Below are 21,792 nucleotides of genomic sequence, written 5' to 3'. Positions count from 1 at the left end.
CCTCCCACGATTCATGGATTTGGTTGAATTATGTTAATGAATGCAGACAATGTGAGTTCCGAGTAGCAATTGAGAATAGAGAATAAGTTGTAGCGTCAGGAGTGATTGAAATTACTCTTGAAATGAGAACACGGTTTGCCAATCTTTTTTGATGCTGACAACCTGCCAGCCATTTGCTGCTGCTGCATTGAGCGACGCATTATCTGGTTCCTGGTAGGCAAATTCCCGATTGCCATCATCGTGATTGATCAGCAGTTGAAACGATAGCGGTTGCTGTTGCGAATAGTTCAGCATGGCGATATCACCACCTGATCGCTCATTGCCTGCCGCGAAGATAGGACGTTCACCAATGTGTAAATCAATGCCGATCGGTTTGCCCTCCTTGTCATTAATCCGACTCAGTTCTGGTAATTTCCAGATGACATACTCACCGTCCTGTTCGATAAATTCTTCTTTACCCGTAGTGCCAATTACCTGCTGTGGGGGAATGCCATAGAGGGACTGCGAGATCTGCCGCACGAAATCAATACCGCCACCGGAACAGATCCAGGTTTGGAAGTTGTTAGCCCGCAGATAATCTAGTAACTCACGCATCGGTTTGTACACAATTTGAGTCACAGGCACGTTAAATTTTGGATAGATTGCGGTGTCAAAAAATGATCGCACTTCAGTATCAAACTGATCCTGGGTAATGTTGCTGTGGGTGATTGCTGCCAGTTCTACGATCACCGCTTCACCTGCCTGCCGAAAGTATTCCACATCTTTTTCCAGGACTGCTTTATAAGGCTGCTGCCCTTGCAAAGATGGATCGGCGGCTGCCATTGCTTTGATTTTATCCAGGACAAACAAGCCCTGCACCAAAGGCTGCTCTGCCCATAGTGTGCCGTCGTTATCAAAGGTGGCGATCCGGTCTTCCACATGCACAAAATCGCGACTGTTGGCACTGGTAACGCGGGTGACAAATTCCACGATTGCCTGCTTAGTTGCGCCATCCTTCCAGGAAGGCAGTGGGTCAGATGGAGCCATTTGAGCTGGAGTTGCGCCAGTCCACCCCGCCAGCCAAATGACGGCGATCGTCATGAATGCAGTTAGCAACAGATAAATGCGTTTTTTCAAAAGACTATCCTTTACAGACGTGCCATGTTGTTTCTATTGTTTTTTTTTAGATTAGATGGGCGATCGCTCTCTCTTACGAGAGTGATCGCCGAACCGACTAAACGTGCCTAGTCAAGAGCCAGGGCGGCTGCCGCCTGCTTCTCCAGGTCAAGGTACTGGGTTTGTTCAACGGTGACACCGACAAAGTCGATCGTCCCTCCTGTGAACTTGAACTCCCCAGACTGCTGGTATTCCTGGCTAACCGCATCCCCGCTATCTCGTCCAATGCAGAGTCCATCCCCCGACAGCGTGAAATGACCGGGCTGCGTTTTCATCGACCCTTCCGCCACCACTTGATCGTTGATGTAGAGTTTGGTCTTACCCAAAGATTCCTGGTATTGTCCCGCTCCCTCGCGGGTGAACTCCATGCCCAGCGTGTATCTGCCAGGGCTGAGTTCCTGCGGCGAAATAAACTGCTGTTCCGGTTTGATGCCGAGGAAGTTGTACACGTAGTAAAGCTTGCGGTTCTTAATGAACAGCGAGTGACCGCCAAAGCGCGATCCGTGGGCAAAAATGACACCGGAGCAGTTGGGGTCAGCGATCTCCACATTTGCCAGAATTTTGTACGAGCGACCGCGCGTGTTGACAGCAACCCCTTCCGGCACGGGGGACGTACCTGGATAGTAGATGTAGTGATCGCGGGGTGGTTCGTCAGAGGGCCGTTCAACAGTCAACAATTCTCTGGCAGAGCGATCGTCTAGCGGCAATACCAGGTTCTTGTCTGCTTCTTCAAACCACGCCTGAATCAAGGCTTGCAGTTTTTCAGGATGCTTGTTCGCCAGGTTCTTAGACTCGGAGCGATCTTCATCCACATGGTAAAGTTCCCACTGATCTTGATCGAAGTGACCCTTGCTAACTAGGGGAGCGTGGAGAGCTGCTGCCTTCCAGCCATTCTCCCAAATGCCTCGCGTCCCAAGCATGGCGTAATACTGTCGCTGCTTCTGGGTTGGCGCATGGGGTGCAGCATCAAAGGTGTATCGCATCGAAACCCCAGAGAGGGGGTATTGCTCTACACCGCGATAGACTTTTGGCATTTCCAGTCCACAGACATCCAAAATCGTCGGTACAATATCGGTGGAATGGTGATATTGGTGCCGTACCTCTCTCCGTGCCTTGATGCCTTTGGGCCACGAGATCACTAGCGGGTCGCAGGTGCCACCCGCATATTGGGAGTAGCGCTTGAACATCTGGAAGGGAGCTGAGAATGCCGCCGCCCAGCCCGTAGGATAATGGTTGTAGGTTTGTGGACTCCCCAGCACATCCAGGTATTTCATATTCTCAGACAAATCGTCCGGGTAGTTGTTGAAGAACTTGTTTTCGTTGACTGAGCCATTGGGGCTACCTTCCCCGGATGCCCCGTTGTCAGCGCAGTAAAAGATCAACGTGTTGTCGATCTGACCGCTTTGCTCTAGGTAATCGATGATGCGACCAATCTGTACATCGGTATACTCCGAGAATCCAGCAAAGACCTCCGCCATCCGCGAAAATAGCTTTTTCTCATCAGCATTGAGGGAATCCCAGGGACGCACGGCATCGCCTGGGTTTGCTACATCCTCTGGTAGCGGGTTAAATGGGGTAAGTTGGGTGCCTTTGGGTAAAATACCCTTTTCAATCATGCGCGGTAGCACCCACTCTCGGTAGGCATCGTAACCGTCGTCGAACATGCCCTTGTACTTATCGATGTATTCTTGGGGGCAATGGTGCGGGGCATGGTTCGCACCCGGACAGAACCACATAAACCAGGGGCGCGATGGATTACTGGCTTTCTGGTCGCGAATCATGCCAATGGCTTTGTCCGCCAGGTCTTTCGATAGGTGATAGCCTTCCTCTGGGCTATAAGGCTGGTCAATGAAGTGATTATCTTCTACAAGGTCGGGATACCACTGGTTGGTTTCGCCACCCAAAAAGCCATAGAAGCGGTCAAACCCCATCTGAAGCGGCCAGTGCTTATGGCTGGCACCAGGAGCGATATCTTGTTGAGGAACGAGGTGTTCCTTACCCAGCCAAAAGGTACTCCAGCCTGCATCTTGCAGGATATGCGCCATCGGGGCGCATTCATCCGGAATTCGTCCACTCCATCCGGGAAATCCCTGTGACCCCTCGGTAATGCAAGACATGCTGTTGAGGTGGTGGTTGCGTCCCGTCAGGAAGGTGGAACGGGTGGGTGAACACAGGGCGGTTGTATGCCATTGCGAGTAGATCAAACCCCGATCAGCCAGCTTCTGTAAGGTCGGCATATTGACCCGACCTCCAAACGGCGACCAGGTTGCAAGACCCGTATCATCAAACAAAATAATCAGAATATTAGGTGCCCCTTCAGGTGCTTGAGGAGGGGTGTACGGTTCCCAATCTGGAACTGAATCACGGACATCAAGCTTGATTGTACCCTTAAAAGGTTTGGTAGGCATAGTTTTGATTTCCTTATTTTCCAGAAAGGTTGAAATTCAAGTGGAGGCGTAGAGGACATAGCCTGGAAGGCTCCTCGTTGCTGATGTTCAAGCCTACTTGGGAGACTCTGCAATTAGATAGCTGACAAGCTGCAATTTAAGCTTTTCTTTGCTTCTAAATTTTTTAGCGTCTCACGAGCAACCGAAAACCCACATGTCCCGTGCTAGTGTCGATCGGTTGAGCAATCCGCGCCGCCGGACGATAACGCAGGCAGTAATTGGGCGCACAGAGATAGGAACCGCCTTTGAGGACTTTGCGCGGAATGCGAATCTCTATCAGATTAGGATCGTAGCTTTGCTCCATCGCTCCACCTTTTGGGTTGACGCTACCACAACAGGCTTCGGGTAAATGGCGATCGCCATACCAATCTGCTGTCCATTCCCAGACATTGCCCGCCATTTCATACAGCCCATAGCCGTTAGGCGGAAATGACCCCACAGGGGCAGTTCGTTCATAGCCATCGGTGAGCAGATTCTGAACGGGGAACTCGCCTTGCCAAGTATTTGCCATCATCTTCCCGTTAGATGCAAATTCATTTCCCCAAACGTATTCTGCTCCGTCCAGTCCACCCCGCGCCGCAAATTCCCATTCCGCTTCCGTTGGTATTTCCTTACCAATCCACTTCGCATACGCTTCCACGTCTTCGTAGGCAACATGAACGACTGGATGCTTCTCGCGTCCTTTGATCGAACTGCCTGGTCCTTCCGGGTGTCGCCAATTTGCCCCAGCAACATATTGCCACCAGTTGCAAATGTTCTGCATATCCACAGGATGGAGCGGTTTCTGAAATACGATCGAGGAGGGCATCAGCATCGCTGGGTCGGCACCCGGATAATCTTCTGCTTTCGGTGCTTTCTCCGCAAAAGTGACATAATTAGTGGCTTTGACAAACTTTTGAAACTGCTCGTTGGTGACAGTGTACTTGTCCATCCAAAAACCGTCCACGGTGACACGGTGAGCAGGTGCTTCTTCTGGGTAGTGGTGGTCAGACCCCATCTGAAATGATCCGCTAGGTATCCAGACCATGTCTTTTGTTGGTGGACGACCGGGGGATTTAGGCTGATTGCTGCTAGATTTGCGGGTTGTGCTTGTCATGACTGGTTTGAGTTAAATTCCTGATTCTAAGCCATCGGATCTTCATGAGTCGTTCTTGATTCTGTAGGTAGCATCGATTTTTCTTCTAATTCATATTCAGTCTCTAGTTCTTTACCAAGGAAATAGTTGAGCAACGTCCGCACGACGGCAATCAGTGCCAGCTTGGCCAATTCTTCAAATGAGGGTCTGATCGTGGTCGCCAAAATATCAGCCCCTAGCTGAAACTCTAATGCCAGAGCCAGCCAGATACCGAAGCGAAGCCGAATTTTGTTGAAGGGATAAGGGGTATTACGACGGCGGCGAGCAAAAACAATCGCCAATTGGCTTGTTTTAATGAGCCCAGCAATCACACACAAGACCGAAATTATTTCTAGAACAAACTGAGTGACACTCACCAACCCTTCCAGGCTTGTTTTTAGCGGTTCAAACCATTCCATGCCTTTCTCCCTCAATCCACTCAGCACGATTTACAGCAAAAGATCTCACACCAAAATACTGATGAAGGCAAATAGCCCTACTAAAATCAAGGCAATTGCCACCACAAACTAAGCGACTGGTGCGAGGCATAGGTAAAATTTCCTCGCTCAATACGCTGGAGATCTTGGTGACGGCTGATGGTAGCCGATAGCAATGCCAAGGCGTCAATGGTGACAAAAGCAAGTCCTAGAGTGCGAGAGAGATTCAGAGGGTTAATCTTATCGCCCATTGCTTTATGCACAGCCGCGACAATTTAGTCAATGCTAAACCCAAAGCTAATCAACGATAGACTGGTGCGAATCCACGCCATTAAGGTGCGCTCAGCTGCGTCTCGGTTGTACTCTTTCGCGAGTTCGTTGAAGAAACTCATGATGATTTTGAGAGAATATAACGAATCATCTACAGTGACAAATTAAACGGCAGCAAGACAAATTTGTGTTATCAAGCAAACCCTTTCTATTGCAGGATTGCAAAAAAAATTTCTACTAGCGAGCTATAATTTAGAGTACTCCAAAAAATAAATTATCCAAAAGCTGGGATACTAAGACAAACAATTAACTTGCTATATTTGCTATATATTTGATATCTCCAGAATTTCTGATCTAACTAACTGATAACATTTAAAGGTGATTATATATAAAGACAGCACAAAAATTCAAGGGAAGTGAACGACAACAATTTATGATCGAAGTCGATTTTGCAGGAAAAACAATTACTCCAGCGAGAACTGGAACTGTATCCTTGAGTTTACTCACTAATTTCATTTAACAGTTCAATTGGCTTACTATCCACAGTTAGATCATGGTGCTTTTCATTTCAGCCAGACTCTTGTGATATCAGAAAATATCATTCTCTTGTTTCAATCGACCCATATACACAAGTGAATACAATTGAAAGGTTATGGGAGGAAATTAAAAGGTATTTGATTTGGGAATGCTTTGAAACTTTAGATGAGTTAAGAAAAGTTATTTGGCAAATTTTGAAACATTAAACACATTGATTGTTGCTTATATTACAGGTTAGGGTTTTATTCTTGATGCTTTATTTGTATCAGGCTTTTCGTGAAATGGTACTAGTGGTCTGGCAAACTAACAAATTAGTTCCCGTAATCATCGTCCTTTCGATTGTGGGTATTGTGGCTGGGCTTCCCTACTCGGTCTAGATGAAGCGCAAAGTTGCTCAATCTCTGGCGCAAACAATTGAGCCATCAGTTGTGTCTTTATGAGGAAGCGAGAATGAACGATCTACTCCCTAAATACGATCGCTTATTGATTGCTGTGGGTGCGATCGCAATTAATCCCTCTTTCCAAGGACTTCCAATTAATTTAAGTTGAGTCTCAACTTCTCTTCAGCATTGGCATTTATCGTAGCGATAGAGTGACGTAATCTCTATCGAAGCTAGACGGTTTGCCTCATTGTTAAATTAATAAAACTTCATAAATAATAGAAGATGAAAAGAAGACTGCTTTTAGAAACAGGTGGCGTCATCATTGGGGCGCTATGGTTGTCAAATTATTTAACCAGGAGACCAGGATTTATGGCAACTTCAAATAGTGAAAAATTTGAAATTAATAAAACTGAGGAAGAGTGGCGCAAAACCTTAACACCAGAACAGTTTCGTATCCTGCGTAAGCATGGTACAGAACGGGCTGGCACAAGTCCACTAGATAAAAATTATGCTGATGGCACATATGTATGTGCTGGTTGTGGACAGCCACTATTTACATCAGAAACCAAATTCAATAGTCGTACTGGCTGGCCGAGTTTTTACGCACCCATTGAAGGCGCAATTAGCACAACAGTAGATAGATCATTTTTTATGACTAGGATAGAAGTGCATTGCAGCCGTTGTGGTGGACATTTGGGTCATGTATTTGAAGATGGCCCTGCACCAACTGGTCAGCGCTACTGTATGAATGGTGTGGCGATGGAATTTGTTCCAGAAGCATAAAAAAACTGTGGTGTGTTTGAACGCAGAGAGACACAGAGTTCAAAGAAGTTCTGAAATTATCACTTGAACGTTAATGAATAATCTATCTGCGTCCATCGGTGTTTATCTGTGTGCATCGGTGTACCCTGCATCTAAGCCGCGTAGGGAGCGTCTACGCCAGATAAAAAATATTTTTGTCACAGCTTTAATTCACATTAAAGGTCAAAGATAATTTGCTGCTTGTAGTAAGAATGCTTATTACAAGCATTTTTTTGCTCAAAGCCAATTCCAGATTAAGTTTTGAAAATCTTGCTTTTTTTTACAAAATTAATCGTTTTAAAGTTATATAAAAATTAAGTTGCAAAACTAAATCAAGAATAATGGTTTAGTTAGCAAATGATTAAGAGGGGAAAAACAACTGTGATTATGCAATTCATGTATCAATTCCAACTTGTAATTAATGATTGCCAAAGCAATTTAATTTGCTTGTCATCTGTCAAAAATAAGGAGGCAGATTATGCGGATTATGATGATTCAACCCAACTATCATTCTGGAGGTGCGGAAATTGCGGGAAACTGGCCACCTAGTTGGGTTCCGTATGTTGGTGGGGCGTTGAAGACAGCTGGCTTCAGCAATATCCGTTTTGTGGATGCCATGACAGATTATATTGCCGATGATGCCTTAGCTGAAATCATCGCCCAGCATCAACCGGATGTAGTGCTAGCAACGGCGATTACGCCGATGATTTATCAATCTCAAAAAACCTTAAAGATTGTTAAAGAAGTTTGTCCTCAAGCTAAGACAATTATGGGTGGGGTTCACCCTACTTACATGTACAATGAAGTTCTCAACGAAGCACATTGGGTAGATTATATCATCCGAGGAGAAGGAGAAGAGATTACAGTTAACTTGCTGCAAGCTATTGCTAATGGTACAGATGAGCGCGATCGCCGTCATATTTTAGGTATTGCTTTCCTCGAAAATGGGCAAGTCGTCGCCACACCAGCCCATCCTCCCATCGCCGATTTGGATAGCCTCACCCCAGATTGGAGTTTATTAGACTGGAGTAAATATATTTATACCCCTCTCAATGTGCGAGTTGCGGTTCCTAACTATGCTAGAGGATGTCCCTTCACCTGTCGTTTTTGTTCTCAGTGGAAATTCTGGCGCAAATATCGTTCTGGTACTCCCAAGAGGTTCGTCGATGAAATTGAAACCTTGGTGAAAAAACACAAAGTCGGCTTTTTCATTCTTGCCGATGAAGAACCAACCATCAACAAATCAAAATTTATCGCTTTGTGTAACGAACTAATAGAACGCAACTTAGGCGTTTACTGGGGAATTAATACACGGGTGACCGATATTTTGCGGGATGAGCAAGAACTACCACTCTACCGCAAAGCCGGACTCGTGCATGTTTCCTTAGGCACAGAAGCAGCAGCGCAGTTAAAGTTAAATTTGTTCCGCAAAGAAACCACCATTGAACAAAACAAGCGTGCCATCAAACTATTAAATCAAAACGGCATCGTTACAGAAGCTCAATTTATTATGGGTTTGGAAAACGAAACCCCGGAAACAATCGAACAAACCTATCAAATGGCCTTGGATTGGAAAGCAGACATGGTGAACTGGAATATGTTTACACCTTGGCCATTTTCCGAATTATTTCAAGATTTAGGCGATCGCGTCGAAGTTCGTGATTATTCTCAATATAACTTTGTTACTCCGATTATGAAGCCAAAGGCTATGGAACGGGAAGATGTTCTCAAAGGAGTACTGAAGAACTACGCCCGTTTTTACCTACGCAAAACCTTTGAGTATTGGTTTGTCAAAGATCCTTTTAAACGCAAGTATCTTTTAGGTTGCTTAAAGGCATTTGTGCAAACAACTCTCAACAAGCGCTTCTACAATCTCAAACGAGTCAAGTACAATGGACTACACACCAAGATAGAACTAGGTTTTGATGAGTCGAAGATTCTCACCCGCGAACAAATTGCCCAGCGTCAGCAACAACATCCCGAATTGATGGCGGATGTAAACTTCACAGGCAACATTTCCGCTTGCGGCGCACCCAATGATCTGCCGAGGTATGATGATTAATAGGAAACAGGGAAGACAAATACCACTTAGTCACTCACGCATAATCTATCTGTGTGCATCGGTGTGTATCGGTGTACCCTACACCGAAGCCGAAGAAGGCGCGTCTACGACTACTAAAAACGACTGTTGTCAAGGCTATAACTCACATCAAAACCTAATTGACTCTTTCTTTGCTGATTATCTGGTTTTTGCTCTTGAGTCCGATTCCAGATAATCAAGCCAGCAATTGCTACTAGCAACAAAGCAATTACCCAGATGACAGGGCCATTCACCGTAGAACGATTTTCTGTTGGTTGATTTCTGGCTGATGATGGGCTGGGAGCAGTATCGGGTATGGGGTCACGTGGTGTACCTGGTGGGATAATCATGGTGATATCTTCGTAATTCACCCTACTATGACGCATAGTTGGGAGTTGTAGCTGTGGTTGAGAAGTTCTGGGACTGAGTGATTGAGAAAGCGCTTTGGCTAGTGCTTCTAACCCAGCTGGATGATTAAAATAGGTGAGGTGATCACAGGCTGGATTTGGTGTGAGTATCTGAGGCTGGGGTGAACGGTTGGAACTCACGCTTTTGATACTGGCGAGAGTTACAGCGATGTCGTTCGGTTGTTCAAAGAAGACTAAGTTCACTACTTTATCTACACCTTGACCAAAAAGCTTAGACATCAACCTTTGTAAGGGACTTGATTGTTTTTCTGGTTGAGTTTCTGTAGCTGCGGGAACAAGGGAGCGATCGCCTGCCACGATTGTATAGTGAACACTAGGATCGGGATTTTGGGCTAGTTGTTTGAGAAATTCTGAATCTGGATGCATTTGCTCAAGGGAATAATTGTTGGTCTCCAGATATTCCAATAACTTAGCTACTACTTTTGCAGGCCAAGCGATCGCTGCAAGTTGATTCAACCCAAACACCAATATTGTAAATACCAAATCTTGTACAGCAGGCCAAGGAGAACCAGCGTTGGGTGTACCTAGCATGACTAAATGTTGCACTATTTCCTGGCCGCCTTCTCGTTCTATCAACCAGCGAGACACCAAGCCACCCATTGAGTGAGCAACAATATGTAACTGTTTGCCGTGATTTTCTCCTAAACCGACTGCTTGCAATCGCTGTTTTAAAAGTCGGGCGTTTTCTTCAATGGTAGTATTGAGATTTTCGTAATCAAAGGTCAAAACTAGGTCGTATAATTCTTTGATGGGACGCTGTTGTCCATCTACTGTAATTGTGGCTTTTTCAATACTAGGAACTAGAGATTCTGTATCACCAATAATACCATGAATGTAGAGAAGAATTCGCTGAGCTTGAGCAACTTTTGCTGTGACTGATTCGATATTTTTGTCATATATTACTTGCTCGTTTTCATCAACTGTTGCTGCTGCTAAAATCGGGTATTCAAATGTTTGTCCAACTTTGGTACAGATGACTTTTTCAAAAAAGATGCGGATGGAACCTTGTAAAGAACGGCTACTTTGTGTTGGTACAGGTAATCTTTCGATAGTAATTTCTGTTTTACTATCCGGAGTCTTTTTACCTTTTCCTAAGGGTAAGAAAAATTCCCCATCATAACCTATAGGTAAAAGGTATTCGTTGTCTGCAATTTCTCGGTCAACTAGTAATTTCAGAGGTGCTGCTTTTGTGATGACAGTGTGGTCTACCACGTTACTTAATTCTAAACCACTCAAGCCAGGATCACTAGCTCGGCTGGTAGTGAATTGAAATGGTTCGGTAATAGATAATTGTTGTAGAAGGGGAGGTAAGATGACATTTCCTATGTCTCTGCTTGTTTGCGGTACAGTTGTCAGGTTAACTTGTGCTTGCAAACTTGGATGGGGTAATACCTCCACTAAACCATTTTGTAATAAAACGGGGCGATCGCTGTGCAAATTTTGAGCATCTTGGGGACGGACGATGGTGACAGCAATTTCCTGTGTCAGCCAGTCATCATTGTTACCTCTGGCTTTCACCCTGACGGCATTACGATCGCCAGTCTCCTGCATTAAACTCTCTAGCACACTCCTTCCCCCAATAGAACGTTTGGTTGAAGGTGGGTTTAAACCATCTTGCTCTAACAAACTTGCATCAAATTCCGAAGTGCTAACAATCAACTTCAATATATCTTTGTATTCGGTAATCCCCTGTGCCAAAAACTCATCGGGAATCACAAAACCCAAGTCAGTAAAACTTGTAACACTAACACTATTTTCACTACTTGTTGGTGCTAGGCGAATACTACTTTTTTCGGGAAAAAATGGTAATTCCACGCCATAGTTTTCCGTGAGATTGAGAACATTGCAATAAAGGGTTTTATCGCTGTTATTTGTAAGTCTAAGTTGAATAATTGGTGGTGTCCATTCGCCATTGTCATTAGTATACTCTAACCGCATTTCCGCACCTGAATTAGATTCTTGTCGTCCAGATAAGACGATAATTTCCATTTTGATATCATCAGGTTGAATGCGACTCGTCGCGGGACTTTTGAGTTGCAAAATGTTTTGCCAACGGGCAATATGTTCTAAACGCTGAACAGCTTTGTTAGCAAAGTAAGGCATATAGCCAGCCTGAGTTGATTGTTCGGGAATGGGAGCAACTACAGGACGTTTACTAGCAGGAAGTACAATCCAATATTGATTTTTATCTGCAAGCAAGTGGTAATCTGCATCTTCTGGTGTTGCAACTTGCTGCACATACAAAGAACCAGTGTGTGCCAGTGTTTGACGCGCCAATTCCACACCTGTGGCTTGACCGTCGATATACACTTTTAACGGGGGCAATGGTAGGCTTGTGATTACTGCCCAATAACTGGTATTTTCCAATAAGCGATCGCTACCATCAATAATTTCTACTTTACTCCGTTGCGGTAACACCTGTGTCAAGCGTGCTTCGCCTCCAGCATTTCTTAAATCCCCTAACTGTTCAACAGGAGTACCAGCCGGGAAAATTGCCAGGAGAGTATCTCCACCATTAGTAGTTTTTGGGATACCATGAACAGCGCCAGCATCAATTATCCAACTATTTTCATTTTCGCTGTAGGTCAAAGTAAAGTAATGAGAGCGCTCTTGAATTGCACCACCTAAAAATGGCTGATTTAACTCCTGTGGGTCAGTGGTGTCAATTTGTGGTGATTGTTCTTTAAGTTTGCCACTAATTAAAGCATTCAGATTTCTAGCTAAATCTCGATAAGTGATATTACCATTGGTTTTTTCCAAGGTTTGTAGCAAAAAGTAAGAAAAAGCACCACGAGATTTACCATCTTCAGCCTTATACTCTTTCGCCTGTTCGTAATCTCGACACGCAGATAACATTACGTGTCTACCCTTTGGTAATACTACTCCTGTAAATTTTTTATCTAAACTGCGAGAAGCAGGTAATTCTTCGACAAAATTTAGATTATCTTCTGCAAAAATGTAGCTACTTAAAGGGCGATCGCGATAATCTGTAGGAGCCTGACGCACATTGACTTCTATGTCTCTAGTCCCGGAACCCGAGTGACAACAGTCGAGAATTACGACAACATGAGGATTTTTTTGAGCAACTTGACTCAGGAGATAAGCTATTTCTTTATCGGCTAAATCTCGACTAGTTGCTGTCCGACTATCGTAACAAACCAAAGTTTCATCCAAATGGTCTGGCTCTAAACTCCAAAATTCCTGGGGTGACTTTTGTTGTGCGCCATGACCAGCATAGTAAAACAGTACAACATCTTCACTGTCAGCATTGCACAGATGTTGTCGAAAGCCATCAATAATTGCCTGACGAGTGGCATTTTGATTGAGCAGTATCCAAGGCTGATTGGTTGGTTCTACCAAATTCCATTCGCGATCGCCAGCTACACGCTCCCGCAGATATGATTCTACGGCGCTGATGTCGTTAACGCAACCCCGCAAAGATGGTATAGGTGGAATAGAGGCAGGATCATATTCATCAATACCGACTAGTAGCGCGTAAATGTTTTTAGCCATAATTACTCCACTCAGTCATCCGCTAACAGGATTTTAGATTTTGGATTTTGGATTGACCCCACGGTCTATACCATTTTCTTGAGGGTTTTAGATTTTGGATTGACCCTACGGATAAATCCGTTTTCTTGTACCATCAAGCATTATTAGTCAGGCTGTTTTCAATATTTTGATGTCTTAATCTAGTGATGGTTCAGGCAAATAAAATTCAAAAAATTTTGTCTTAATAATTAGATAATTCAAAAAAGTTTTTATCCACCAAGCACAAAAATGTCAAAATCCACCTATTTATTGTAAAAATTAACAGTATTATTTACATATAAAAACACTAACGCAATTCATAATACATTATTGTTGGAAGTTGATTGTTGGTTGTTAGTCAATAGTCAATTGTTAGTGGTTAGTAGTTGGTTGTTGCTAATTTCCAATGCCCAACACTCACCCCTCATACTCCTCATACTCCCCACACTCCTCACACTCCTCATACTCCCTACCTCCCCATCTCCCCATCCCCCAACTAACATCCAACTAAATTCCAAAAATACCCATCTGGTGCGACAAAAGAAAAACTGGGTTCTTCAAATTCGTTTTCGGCAATATTTGTAAATTTTTGTATAGAACTAGCTTTTATGCGATCGCAAAACTGATGAAATTCTCGTACTCTGTAGGTGTACAAACACATTCCCAAACAACCTGGTTGTGCTGCTTCATAGCGGGAATCTAAATTTATTGAACTAGGGAAGCGAATAATATACAGTCTGCCACTACGTGTTGCCATCATGTTAGTCGTAGAAGAACGCGGATCATCAAAGGCGGTGACAAAAAACTTTTCACCTGGTTGCAGGTCAAAAATTTCTCGGCCAGCTAGAGATGATTCATAGCTAGTCTCGACATCATCACGCACCCGCAACAATCCCAAAACTTCGTCATAAAACTTTAATGTTTCTTTGCTGTCATCTTGAATTACCATTCCCATGTGGGTAAACTGACTGGTCTTGAAAGGAGAATTGATATTAATGTTGCCGTAATCGGGGAGTGTGTAACCAAATCTTTGAAAAAAAACTTGTCGTGTTAATGGTTGTAGCAACAGCATTTCTCGCACTCCCACCATAGTGTCAACAAAAGGACGGTTTTTCCTTTCTTTTTGATAAATAACTTCCCAATGGGGACGGGTGAACCAAAGTGGCCAACCAGCTGCTTTTGCCTCTTCTACGTGATTTAAGATATTTATAATATCGGCGGTTAAAGTTGTTGCCCAACGATTACCCTTAACTTTCATTGATCCTATTTTTAACCCGTTATTTATAGGGTTTTGCCAAATCATCAGACGAATCAAACCATGATCTGCATTTTGGTGATAAAGGCGAATTGAGCGTAAAGCTGAGTCAACACCATACAACTGCTTCGCTACAGTTGCTGGTAATTTACCTTCTTCACCAATGCAATAACCAAATTGCTCCCAATACTGAATCGCCGAGATTGGTTCTGGAACGCCAATACATACTTCATAGATGCCTTCTATTATATTTTGTTTTCCCTGATGCATATTTTTATATACCTATGCAACAAATAGTTAACTTGAATCAACCTTGAGCAAAGATACCTGGGTTTTTTTTAAGTTGGGCTATTTTGAGCTTTAAGGTGTCATTTTTATTGTCGCTGTTATCTAATCTCCAGCAAGTTCTGATACCATTTCACAAAATTATTGATACAAATTCTCTCCCTTGTCTTTCTTGTCTTGTCTTCCAGTTCGCCAAGTGTATCAGACTTATAGTGAAACTATAGTAAGGCAATGTGTTTTCGTTAGTTTCTCCATTTTCCCTTAGTATCCTCAGCCTACATTGTAAACATTAAATTTTTCTTAAGCTAACTACTGGATTTTCCCTAAAGAAAAGGTTAAAAAATTTACATGTAGATTTTTCATGAGGATAAAATCTACGCATCTACCCTAAGAGTGATATTTCGGCTACAGAGTTCTTAACTATTTTTCTAACTCTCATGAAAAAAAGGTACGGGCGGTGTATCAGCAATACGGGCATTACTACCTATGTCAAGCAACATTGGATTGGCTGGATATTATCTCAGACTCTGCGATCGCCTTTGCCTATTACTTAATTCCGATCATGGTTGTTTATTTTGTTCGTAAGCGGCAAGATTTACTCTTTAGTTGGATACACCGTTTAGTTACAGCAGTATTTGTAGTTGGTAGCACCATTCAAATGATAGAGGCTTGGATATTCTGGCGTTCGGAGTATTGGTTGCTCTCTTTGTTCAAAGCGATTATGGCTTCTGGGTCATTGGGTGCAATGTTTCTATTAGTGCGATCGCTTCCCAAAGTTCTGACTTTGCCTAACTTCATAGAACTAAAGCAAGCCAATCACCAACTTGAGTTGGAAATCAAAGAACGCCATTTTGCAGAAGAAGCATTACGGGAAAGTAAAGAGCGCTTTCACAACGCCTTTGACTATGCTGCTATTGGTATGGCGTTGGTGGGGTTAAATGGTAGTTGGCTACAAGTTAATCATTCTTTGTGTGAAATTGTTGGTTATTCAGAAGCAGAGTTACTTTCTAAGACTTGCCAAGAGATTACCCATCCAGACGATTTAGATACTGACTTTGACTACGTGCGTCAATTACTGACTGGTGAAATCCGCTGTTACCACATGGAAAAGCGATACATACACAAGCTTGGACACGTGGTGTGGATTATGTTAAGTGTATCGCTAGTATGCGACATCCACGGTCAACCCTTGTACTTTATCACTCAGATTCAGGATATTACTGAGCGCAAACGAGTTGAACAAACTTTACAGCAGCAGGCTTATATTTTTGAAAATATCTCGGATGGCATAATTGTAACTGATTTATTAGGTCGTGTTATAGACTGGAACCGAGCTGCCGAAAAGATGTTTGGCTACGGCAAAGCAGAGGTATTAGGTAAAACTCTCGGCATATTGCACAAACCAGAAGAGTCTGCTGTACTTACACAACAAATCATAGACGAGTTGCACACTGCCAATCGTTGGGCTGGTGAAATAAATTTTGTTCGCAAGGATAGAACAGAAGGAGTATGCGAAACAGTATTTGTACCACTGTATAACGAACATGGTCAGCCTAGCGCCACCATTGGCGTCAATCGCAACATCACAGAACGTAAACAAGCAGAAGCCGCTTTGCAAACAGCTAATGAGCAACTTACCTCTTGGGTACAGCAACTTGAACAACGCAACCATGAAATTGCTCTACTCAGTCAGATGAGTGATATTCTCCAAGCTTGTCTAACAGTAGAGGAAGCATATAAAGTAATTGCTCAGTTAATCCAACCCTTGTTTCCTCAGACCTCAGGTGGAGTGTTTATTATTAGTTCCTCCAAACATTTAGTCGAAGCTGTGACTACTTGGGGAAACTCAAATCTTGTGAGTAAAAAAGTATTCTCACCCAAAAACTGTTGGGCTTTACGACGGGGGCGATCGCATTTTTCCACAACTGACGATCATAGTTTACACTGTAGCCACATTGAAGAAGACTTATTTGGAGGCGAAGCTCTTTGTGTACCAATGATGGCTCAGGGTGAAGCCTTAGGTATGCTGCATTTCCATTCCCCACAAACAGGACAACTGACAGCAGCCAAACAACAATTAGCCTCTGCGGTTGCTGAACGTATCGCCTTAGCTTTAGCTAACTTAAGACTCACTGAAGCTCTACAACAGCAAAGTATTCGTGATCCTCTCACAGGTTTATTTAATCGCCGCTACTTAGAAGAATCTTTAGAACGAGAAATCAGCCGAGCCGAACGCAGCCAGAAACGTGTAGGCATCATTATGATGGATGTCGATCATTTTAAAAGCTTCAATGACAAATTTGGTCATGAAGCAGGTGATATTGTATTGCGCGAACTTGGTGGATTTTTAAGAAAACAAATTCGCAAAGCAGATATAGCCTGTCGCTACGGCGGCGAAGAAATAATGTTGATTTTGCCAGAAAGTTCTTTAGATGTTTGCCAAGAAAGAGCCGAAAGAATTCGACAAACAGTGAAGCATTTGGACATACAACATCAACGTCAGAAACTTGGTTGCATTAGCTTGTCATTAGGAGTAGCCATGTATCCAGAACATGGTATAACAGGTGCGGCAGTGATTGAAGCTGCCGATGCTGCCTTATATATTGCCAAAAAAACCGGACGCGATCGCGTCGTCATGGCTCAATCTTAGGTGAGTGTGTATTGAGCGTTAGGGAAACAAGGGGGACAAGAATTCGTAGCTAATAATCATTGAAAACACTCTGCGTTTCTCCGCGCCTACTCTGCGTTCCTTTGCGTTTAAAAACGCTACTTAGGTGAATCAATCAAAGTAAAACCAGCCCAATCTCTGAAGTTAGGATTTTCTCGTTTCATCTTTAATCATGCTTGACGCAAAGCACCAGCCGCATCACCAGTTTTTTGTAACTGGCGGTAAAACTCCATCATAAATTTAGCAGTCGACTGCTCTGACACAGACCATAACGTACCTATGATATTAGTAGCTCCAGCTGCCATGAGCGATCGCACGACTCCAATTACACCGTCTTCGGTAATTTTACTTAGTGCCGTACGCTCACCACTGAGAACCACTAAATCTGCTTTTAAGTGCAACTTCTGGATTTCCTCACCTGTGAGTAAACCATCATCTTGAGCAGAAGGTGCTAACACAATCACACCCGCTTCCGGTAACACATGGGTTGCTAGATGAATAATCCTAGCCTGGCTTAACCTTTGTACAACCGCCATTTCCGTTGCTGCATCGCCAATCAAAGCCTGAGTATGCAGCAACTCAGCAATACTTATTGCTTCCTGTTCTGCTCCTGGTAGAGGCAAAAAATAAGGCGATTTAGGATTACCGACTACTAAAATTTCTCGATTGCTATAAGATTCTTAGTTTTGTCCAGTAGGAGTTTGCGCTAACGCAGGCGATAGAAAATTCCATAAAAGAGTAGTATAAACAAATACTTGAAATTTCTTCATAGCAAGTAGTTATATTATGTTCGCTTGAATACTTATACTGTCGCATAGGCTGGTAATAGGTTATGGGAAAAACCAATGCCCAACAACAAGGCATAATATCATAAGCAATTAGCCAAACTTAATATTAGTGGTTAGCAGTTTTTGACTACTATTTTATAAAGTTTTGTGAAAAATCTGAAATAAGTCCAATAAATAGTGTAGCTACCTTCAACACTCCCACCTAGTCCTTTAGGTGGAAGGAGGTAAACAATGAACATTCGTCAATCCTCAATCAAAAATGCTTTGCTCAGCTTTGGATTATTGCTTTTTGCTAGTACTTTGTCCTTAGCTGTTTCAACAAGCGTCTCTGCTGGACTCGACAAGGATATTTCACCTGGTGATATTACATCTCCTTTTCCTTTCTGTCCCAGGCTTCGTAATACTGACAACATTCCTCTGGTTAATCTGATTCCAACAAAAGTTCAACTGAGAAACAAATCTAACGAATTTGGCTCTGGATCTCAACAAACATTGTTTATCAGTGTGAGAAATGAAGGAAGCCGCCCATATTCTCCACCTAAAAATGCATTAATTGAGGTGATCGTCAACGGAACACCTTACACAGGAATTGTCTACGGATCAGCCGCAGCGCAGTACCAACTTGGGGGCGCGATCGCTCGGTGCGAAACTGGCGGAATTGAGATCAAAGATACATTTCCAACTGGAACGTTTCAAATAGGTCAAAAAGTAGGGGTTAGGATTCCTAGCAATAAGAGTAACAGTACTAATGAAGTCACTCTTACGATTGAGTAGTCGCGATCAAGTCCCTTGTTCTCTACATTCACTCCGCTTCCCCAATCAGAGTAAACGCCGCCCAATTCTTCGGTGTATCAGGATACTGTTTCACAAGCTTGAGCATTGCATCTCGTAAGGATTGGGCTTTATGATTATTTTGCTGTAGCTGGCGATAAAACTCAGTCATTAACTCGGCTGTGGGTGCATCAGGTACAGACCACAAAGAAACTAACACACTTTCCGTTCCTGCCGAAATAAACGAACGAGATAATTCAATCACGCCATCACCGGAGATTCTACCCTCTCCAGTACTGCATGTACTCAAAACAACCAGTTCAGCATTGAGGGAGAGATTGATAATTTTATCAGCTGTTAATAAACCATTATCCCTCTCATCTCCCCCCTTACTAAGGGGGGAGGAAGGGAAGTGGGTGTTGGGAGTAAGAGCAAGCGCCCCCGGTATACCCAAATCTTCCCCGTAGCTTGTACCATTTTGGCTACCGTATTCCAGTAAGCCGTGGGTAGCCAAATGTATAAGTCTTGCTTTGGGTAATTGTTTAAGTATGTTCGTTTTGGTTGCTTGTCCGCCAATCATCGCAGGTGTTTGCAACAGTTGTGCGATCGCCTTGGCTTCTTTTTCTGCTTCTGGTAGCAATTTTAATTTTAACTGAGGTAATGTCGGTATTGGTGCGGGGTTGCCTACAATCAAAGCAGATGATTGAAACCTTTTGATTGAAACATTTTCCCCTCTATCTTTATTTCTTCTCTCCCTGAGAGTTCGTGTTAAATATAGCACTTAGATTGAATGTGCGGTGAGAATAGTATGCTGTTCAATCAAGTACTTACCATTTTGATCTTGTAGTGCAGGGAAGGGAGCTAGAAATAAAGATTCTTGGGGAATAAAAACGACATTAGCTTTAGGATCTGATGGTAGTAAATCAGCAATGGGCGAAACTAGAATTTCGTGGAGTTGTTGTAACTGTTTTTTCTGACTTTGTTGATCGACAGTTACCTCTGCGGAAATAATACCGCGACTATCGTTAACACCCATAAATTTGCGACTATTTTTAACCAGGTTTTCTAAAGACTTGTATTCTGTTTGCCATAAAAACTTCAACTCACGCCGTCGGAAGTCAACTTTACCATTTGGCTGCACTACCCAAATAAATAATTCTTGTTCTCTACCCCGTTGTTTGCCGCGAAACTTAAAATCATCATCGGGAATGATTGTGTATTCTACAAGTGTGGCGTTTTGCTGACGGGCAATTTGCCTAATTTTCTCAATATTAGGTGCAGCATTAACAGATGAACTATAAGCAACTGATTTTACAGATGAGTTAGCTTTAACAGTATCTGTTGTTAACTTTCTAGCCAGCAACTCAGCAAAAGCACGGGCGCGTCCTTGTTCGGAAACTTCCAAAGCTGCTTCGGGTTTTTTGGCAGTGATCAGGATTTGTTGCAGCAGGTTGTAGGTAAAAACTTGCGTATCGAAAATCGAGACTTTGTAGGTGTCGCTGAGTCCCAAACGCAGATTATCAAGTAGCTTGATAGAATTACGCAGTTGTGATTCTGCTTCATCCAATTTACCAGCACTGAAAAAAGCATGTCCCAAATTGTTGAAAACCATCCCTTGGGCTGCTGGATCACCGATTTTCTGAAAAATTGCCAAGCTTTGCTGTTGATGTTGAATAGCTTGGGGGTACTGTTGCAAATCTTCATAGGCTAATTCCAAGCTACCTAAAGCTTCGGCTTCTAATTTGTTATTCTTTGCGGCTTTGGCAAATTCTAAAGCTTGTTGATAATAACTCAGGGCTTTCGTGCGATCGCCCAACGAATAATAATTAGATCCCAAGTTAATTAAAGTGCTAGCTTTTCCCGCAGCATCATTGATTGACTCACTAATTTTTAGACTTTGTTCATGGAAAGCAATAGCCTGATCATACTTTTGTTGATCAGCAGCAGCACCTAAGTTTCCTAACGCAATAGCTTCCACTGCACTGTCTTTAATTTCCCGTGCAATCTGCAAACTCGCTTGAAAAGACTTAAATGCACTATCATAATCGCCCAACGACTCGTAAGCATTACCGAGATTTATTAATATTTTCGCCTCTGTTTTACGATCTTTTAACGTTCGCAAAATTTGCAACGCTTTTTGATTTAATTCTATCGCAGTGTTGTATTTACCTAATATGCGATATGCCTTTGCTAAATTACCTAAAATAATTGCTTCTTCTAAACTTTGCTGAGAATTGCGAACAACAATTAAACCTTGTTGATAATATTCAATTGCTTTAGCATAATTTTCTTGCTGTACATAAATATCTGCGATCGCTACTAAAGCCGCTTGCTCACCTTGGCGATCACGCAACTCTCTTGTTAAATTCAGGTATTGTTGTAAATGAGCGATCACTTGCGGATAATCAGCGAGTTCGTGTAAACCGCACTCAGATTTTTCAGCGTCGTTGCTTCCCCCGGACGGTCTTTGAGAGTACGATAAGCAGTAAGCGCTTGTTGCCAAGATGTAATTGCTGACTGTAATTGCTTTGCTTTGTACTGTTCTACACCTTGTTTAAAAATGCGATCGGCTTGTTGGCGAGTGATTGTTTGAGCAATGAGTGAAGCAGAAACAGTTGTAGAAGCTGCGTTAAAAGGTACAAAGCCTGTTAACAAAGTGATCAAAAATATCAGATTTATAAATTTATATCTCTTCAACCTTGAAGACAAACCATCATTTTCTTTTTGCATTTTCTCCTCCCTTCCCACTCTTACCTCTGTGTTCTCTCTTGCCTCTGTGGTTTAATAAATTATTTTTTAACCGCACTAGACACAGAGGACGCAGAGAATAAATATGAGTACA

At 43.0% G+C, this 21,792-nt stretch carries 14 protein-coding genes and 1 pseudogene; 4 read left to right on the top strand and 11 right to left on the bottom strand.

What is annotated here, in order from left to right; translation table 11 throughout:
* Positions 1-111: 111 nt before the first annotated feature.
* The 6 genes from RS893_RS03315 to RS893_RS03290 form a co-directional block, all read right to left on the bottom strand.
* Positions 112-1,116 carry an HAD family hydrolase gene (locus tag RS893_RS03315; protein WP_315789850.1) on the bottom strand — a complete coding sequence of 335 codons (1,005 nt, stop codon included), beginning with the start codon at positions 1,114-1,116 and terminating at the stop codon, positions 112-114.
* 107 nt (positions 1,117-1,223) lie between these two features.
* Positions 1,224-3,563, bottom strand: coding sequence for an arylsulfatase (locus tag RS893_RS03310; protein ID WP_315789849.1), 2,340 nt, complete (start codon positions 3,561-3,563; stop codon positions 1,224-1,226).
* Between the two features lie 163 nt (positions 3,564-3,726).
* Positions 3,727-4,698, bottom strand: a complete 972-nt coding sequence (locus RS893_RS03305; RefSeq protein ID WP_315789848.1) for a formylglycine-generating enzyme family protein — start codon at positions 4,696-4,698, stop codon at positions 3,727-3,729.
* A gap of 26 nt (positions 4,699-4,724) precedes the next feature.
* Positions 4,725-5,135: a DUF1622 domain-containing protein gene (locus RS893_RS03300; protein ID WP_315789847.1), complete on the bottom strand. Its 411-nt coding sequence runs from the start codon at positions 5,133-5,135 to the stop codon at positions 4,725-4,727.
* A gap of 86 nt (positions 5,136-5,221) precedes the next feature.
* Positions 5,222-5,404, bottom strand: coding sequence for a hypothetical protein (locus RS893_RS03295; RefSeq protein WP_315789846.1), 183 nt, complete (start codon positions 5,402-5,404; stop codon positions 5,222-5,224).
* Positions 5,405-5,428: 24 nt separating this feature from the next.
* Positions 5,429-5,485: a DUF202 domain-containing protein gene (locus RS893_RS03290; RefSeq protein ID WP_315791854.1), complete on the bottom strand. Its 57-nt coding sequence runs from the start codon at positions 5,483-5,485 to the stop codon at positions 5,429-5,431.
* Positions 5,486-6,625: 1,140 nt separating this feature from the next.
* On the opposite strand from RS893_RS03290, the gene msrB reads away from it, so the two are divergent.
* Positions 6,626-7,126: a peptide-methionine (R)-S-oxide reductase MsrB gene (gene msrB, locus RS893_RS03285; RefSeq protein ID WP_315789845.1), complete on the top strand. Its 501-nt coding sequence runs from the start codon at positions 6,626-6,628 to the stop codon at positions 7,124-7,126.
* A 496-nt stretch (positions 7,127-7,622) separates the two neighbouring features.
* Positions 7,623-9,206, top strand: coding sequence for a magnesium-protoporphyrin IX monomethyl ester anaerobic oxidative cyclase (bchE, locus tag RS893_RS03280; protein ID WP_315789844.1), 1,584 nt, complete (start codon positions 7,623-7,625; stop codon positions 9,204-9,206).
* A 113-nt stretch (positions 9,207-9,319) separates the two neighbouring features.
* Here the strand turns inward: bchE and RS893_RS03275 are convergent, their stop codons facing one another.
* Positions 9,320-13,165, bottom strand: coding sequence for a caspase family protein (locus RS893_RS03275; protein WP_315789843.1), 3,846 nt, complete (start codon positions 13,163-13,165; stop codon positions 9,320-9,322).
* A gap of 514 nt (positions 13,166-13,679) precedes the next feature.
* Positions 13,680-14,708, bottom strand: coding sequence for a VOC family protein (locus RS893_RS03270; RefSeq protein WP_315789842.1), 1,029 nt, complete (start codon positions 14,706-14,708; stop codon positions 13,680-13,682).
* A gap of 472 nt (positions 14,709-15,180) precedes the next feature.
* On the opposite strand from RS893_RS03270, the gene RS893_RS03265 reads away from it, so the two are divergent.
* Entirely contained in the window at positions 15,181-17,373 is a 2,193-nt protein-coding gene (locus RS893_RS03265; RefSeq protein WP_315789841.1) for a diguanylate cyclase, read from the top strand.
* 188 nt (positions 17,374-17,561) lie between these two features.
* On the opposite strand, the gene RS893_RS03260 is transcribed toward RS893_RS03265, so the two are convergent.
* Positions 17,562-18,050 carry a CHAT domain-containing protein gene (locus RS893_RS03260; RefSeq protein WP_315791853.1) on the bottom strand — a complete coding sequence of 163 codons (489 nt, stop codon included), beginning with the start codon at positions 18,048-18,050 and terminating at the stop codon, positions 17,562-17,564.
* Between the two features lie 360 nt (positions 18,051-18,410).
* Between RS893_RS03260 and RS893_RS03255 the strand changes: the two genes are divergently transcribed.
* Entirely contained in the window at positions 18,411-18,953 is a 543-nt protein-coding gene (locus RS893_RS03255) for a hypothetical protein (protein ID WP_315789840.1), read from the top strand.
* Between the two features lie 28 nt (positions 18,954-18,981).
* Here the strand turns inward: RS893_RS03255 and RS893_RS03250 are convergent.
* Positions 18,982-21,345, bottom strand: a pseudogene (locus RS893_RS03250) (CHAT domain-containing protein).
* The gene (locus tag RS893_RS03245; protein WP_315789839.1) at positions 21,342-21,680 is read right to left on the bottom strand and encodes a hypothetical protein; all 339 of its coding nucleotides are present in this window, start codon (positions 21,678-21,680) and stop codon (positions 21,342-21,344) included. The pseudogene RS893_RS03250 and the gene RS893_RS03245 overlap by 4 nt, the downstream one beginning before the upstream one ends.
* Positions 21,681-21,792 lie beyond the last annotated feature (112 nt).

This window comes from Fischerella sp. JS2 (genome assembly GCF_032393985.1).
Lineage (GTDB): Bacteria > Cyanobacteriota > Cyanobacteriia > Cyanobacteriales > Nostocaceae > Fischerella.
Note: the sequence above shows the minus strand (reverse complement) of the source record. Positions and strands in the feature narration are given on the sequence as shown.

What these genes read in the sequence shown, in the direction of transcription:
- RS893_RS03310 (WP_315789849.1), bottom strand. Translation starts at nt 3,563, where the DNA reads ATGCCTACCAAACCTTTTAAGGGTACAATCAAGCTTGATGTCCGTGAT.
- RS893_RS03295 (WP_315789846.1), bottom strand. Translation starts at nt 5,404, where the DNA reads ATGGGCGATAAGATTAACCCTCTGAATCTCTCTCGCACTCTAGGACTT.
- RS893_RS03275 (WP_315789843.1), bottom strand. Translation starts at nt 13,165, where the DNA reads ATGGCTAAAAACATTTACGCGCTACTAGTCGGTATTGATGAATATGAT.
- msrB (WP_315789845.1), top strand. Translation starts at nt 6,626, where the DNA reads ATGAAAAGAAGACTGCTTTTAGAAACAGGTGGCGTCATCATTGGGGCG.
- RS893_RS03305 (WP_315789848.1), bottom strand. Translation starts at nt 4,698, where the DNA reads ATGACAAGCACAACCCGCAAATCTAGCAGCAATCAGCCTAAATCCCCC.
- RS893_RS03245 (WP_315789839.1), bottom strand. Translation starts at nt 21,680, where the DNA reads ATGCAAAAAGAAAATGATGGTTTGTCTTCAAGGTTGAAGAGATATAAA.
- RS893_RS03300 (WP_315789847.1), bottom strand. Translation starts at nt 5,135, where the DNA reads ATGGAATGGTTTGAACCGCTAAAAACAAGCCTGGAAGGGTTGGTGAGT.
- RS893_RS03255 (WP_315789840.1), top strand. Translation starts at nt 18,411, where the DNA reads ATGAACATTCGTCAATCCTCAATCAAAAATGCTTTGCTCAGCTTTGGA.
- RS893_RS03270 (WP_315789842.1), bottom strand. Translation starts at nt 14,708, where the DNA reads ATGCATCAGGGAAAACAAAATATAATAGAAGGCATCTATGAAGTATGT.
- bchE (WP_315789844.1), top strand. Translation starts at nt 7,623, where the DNA reads ATGCGGATTATGATGATTCAACCCAACTATCATTCTGGAGGTGCGGAA.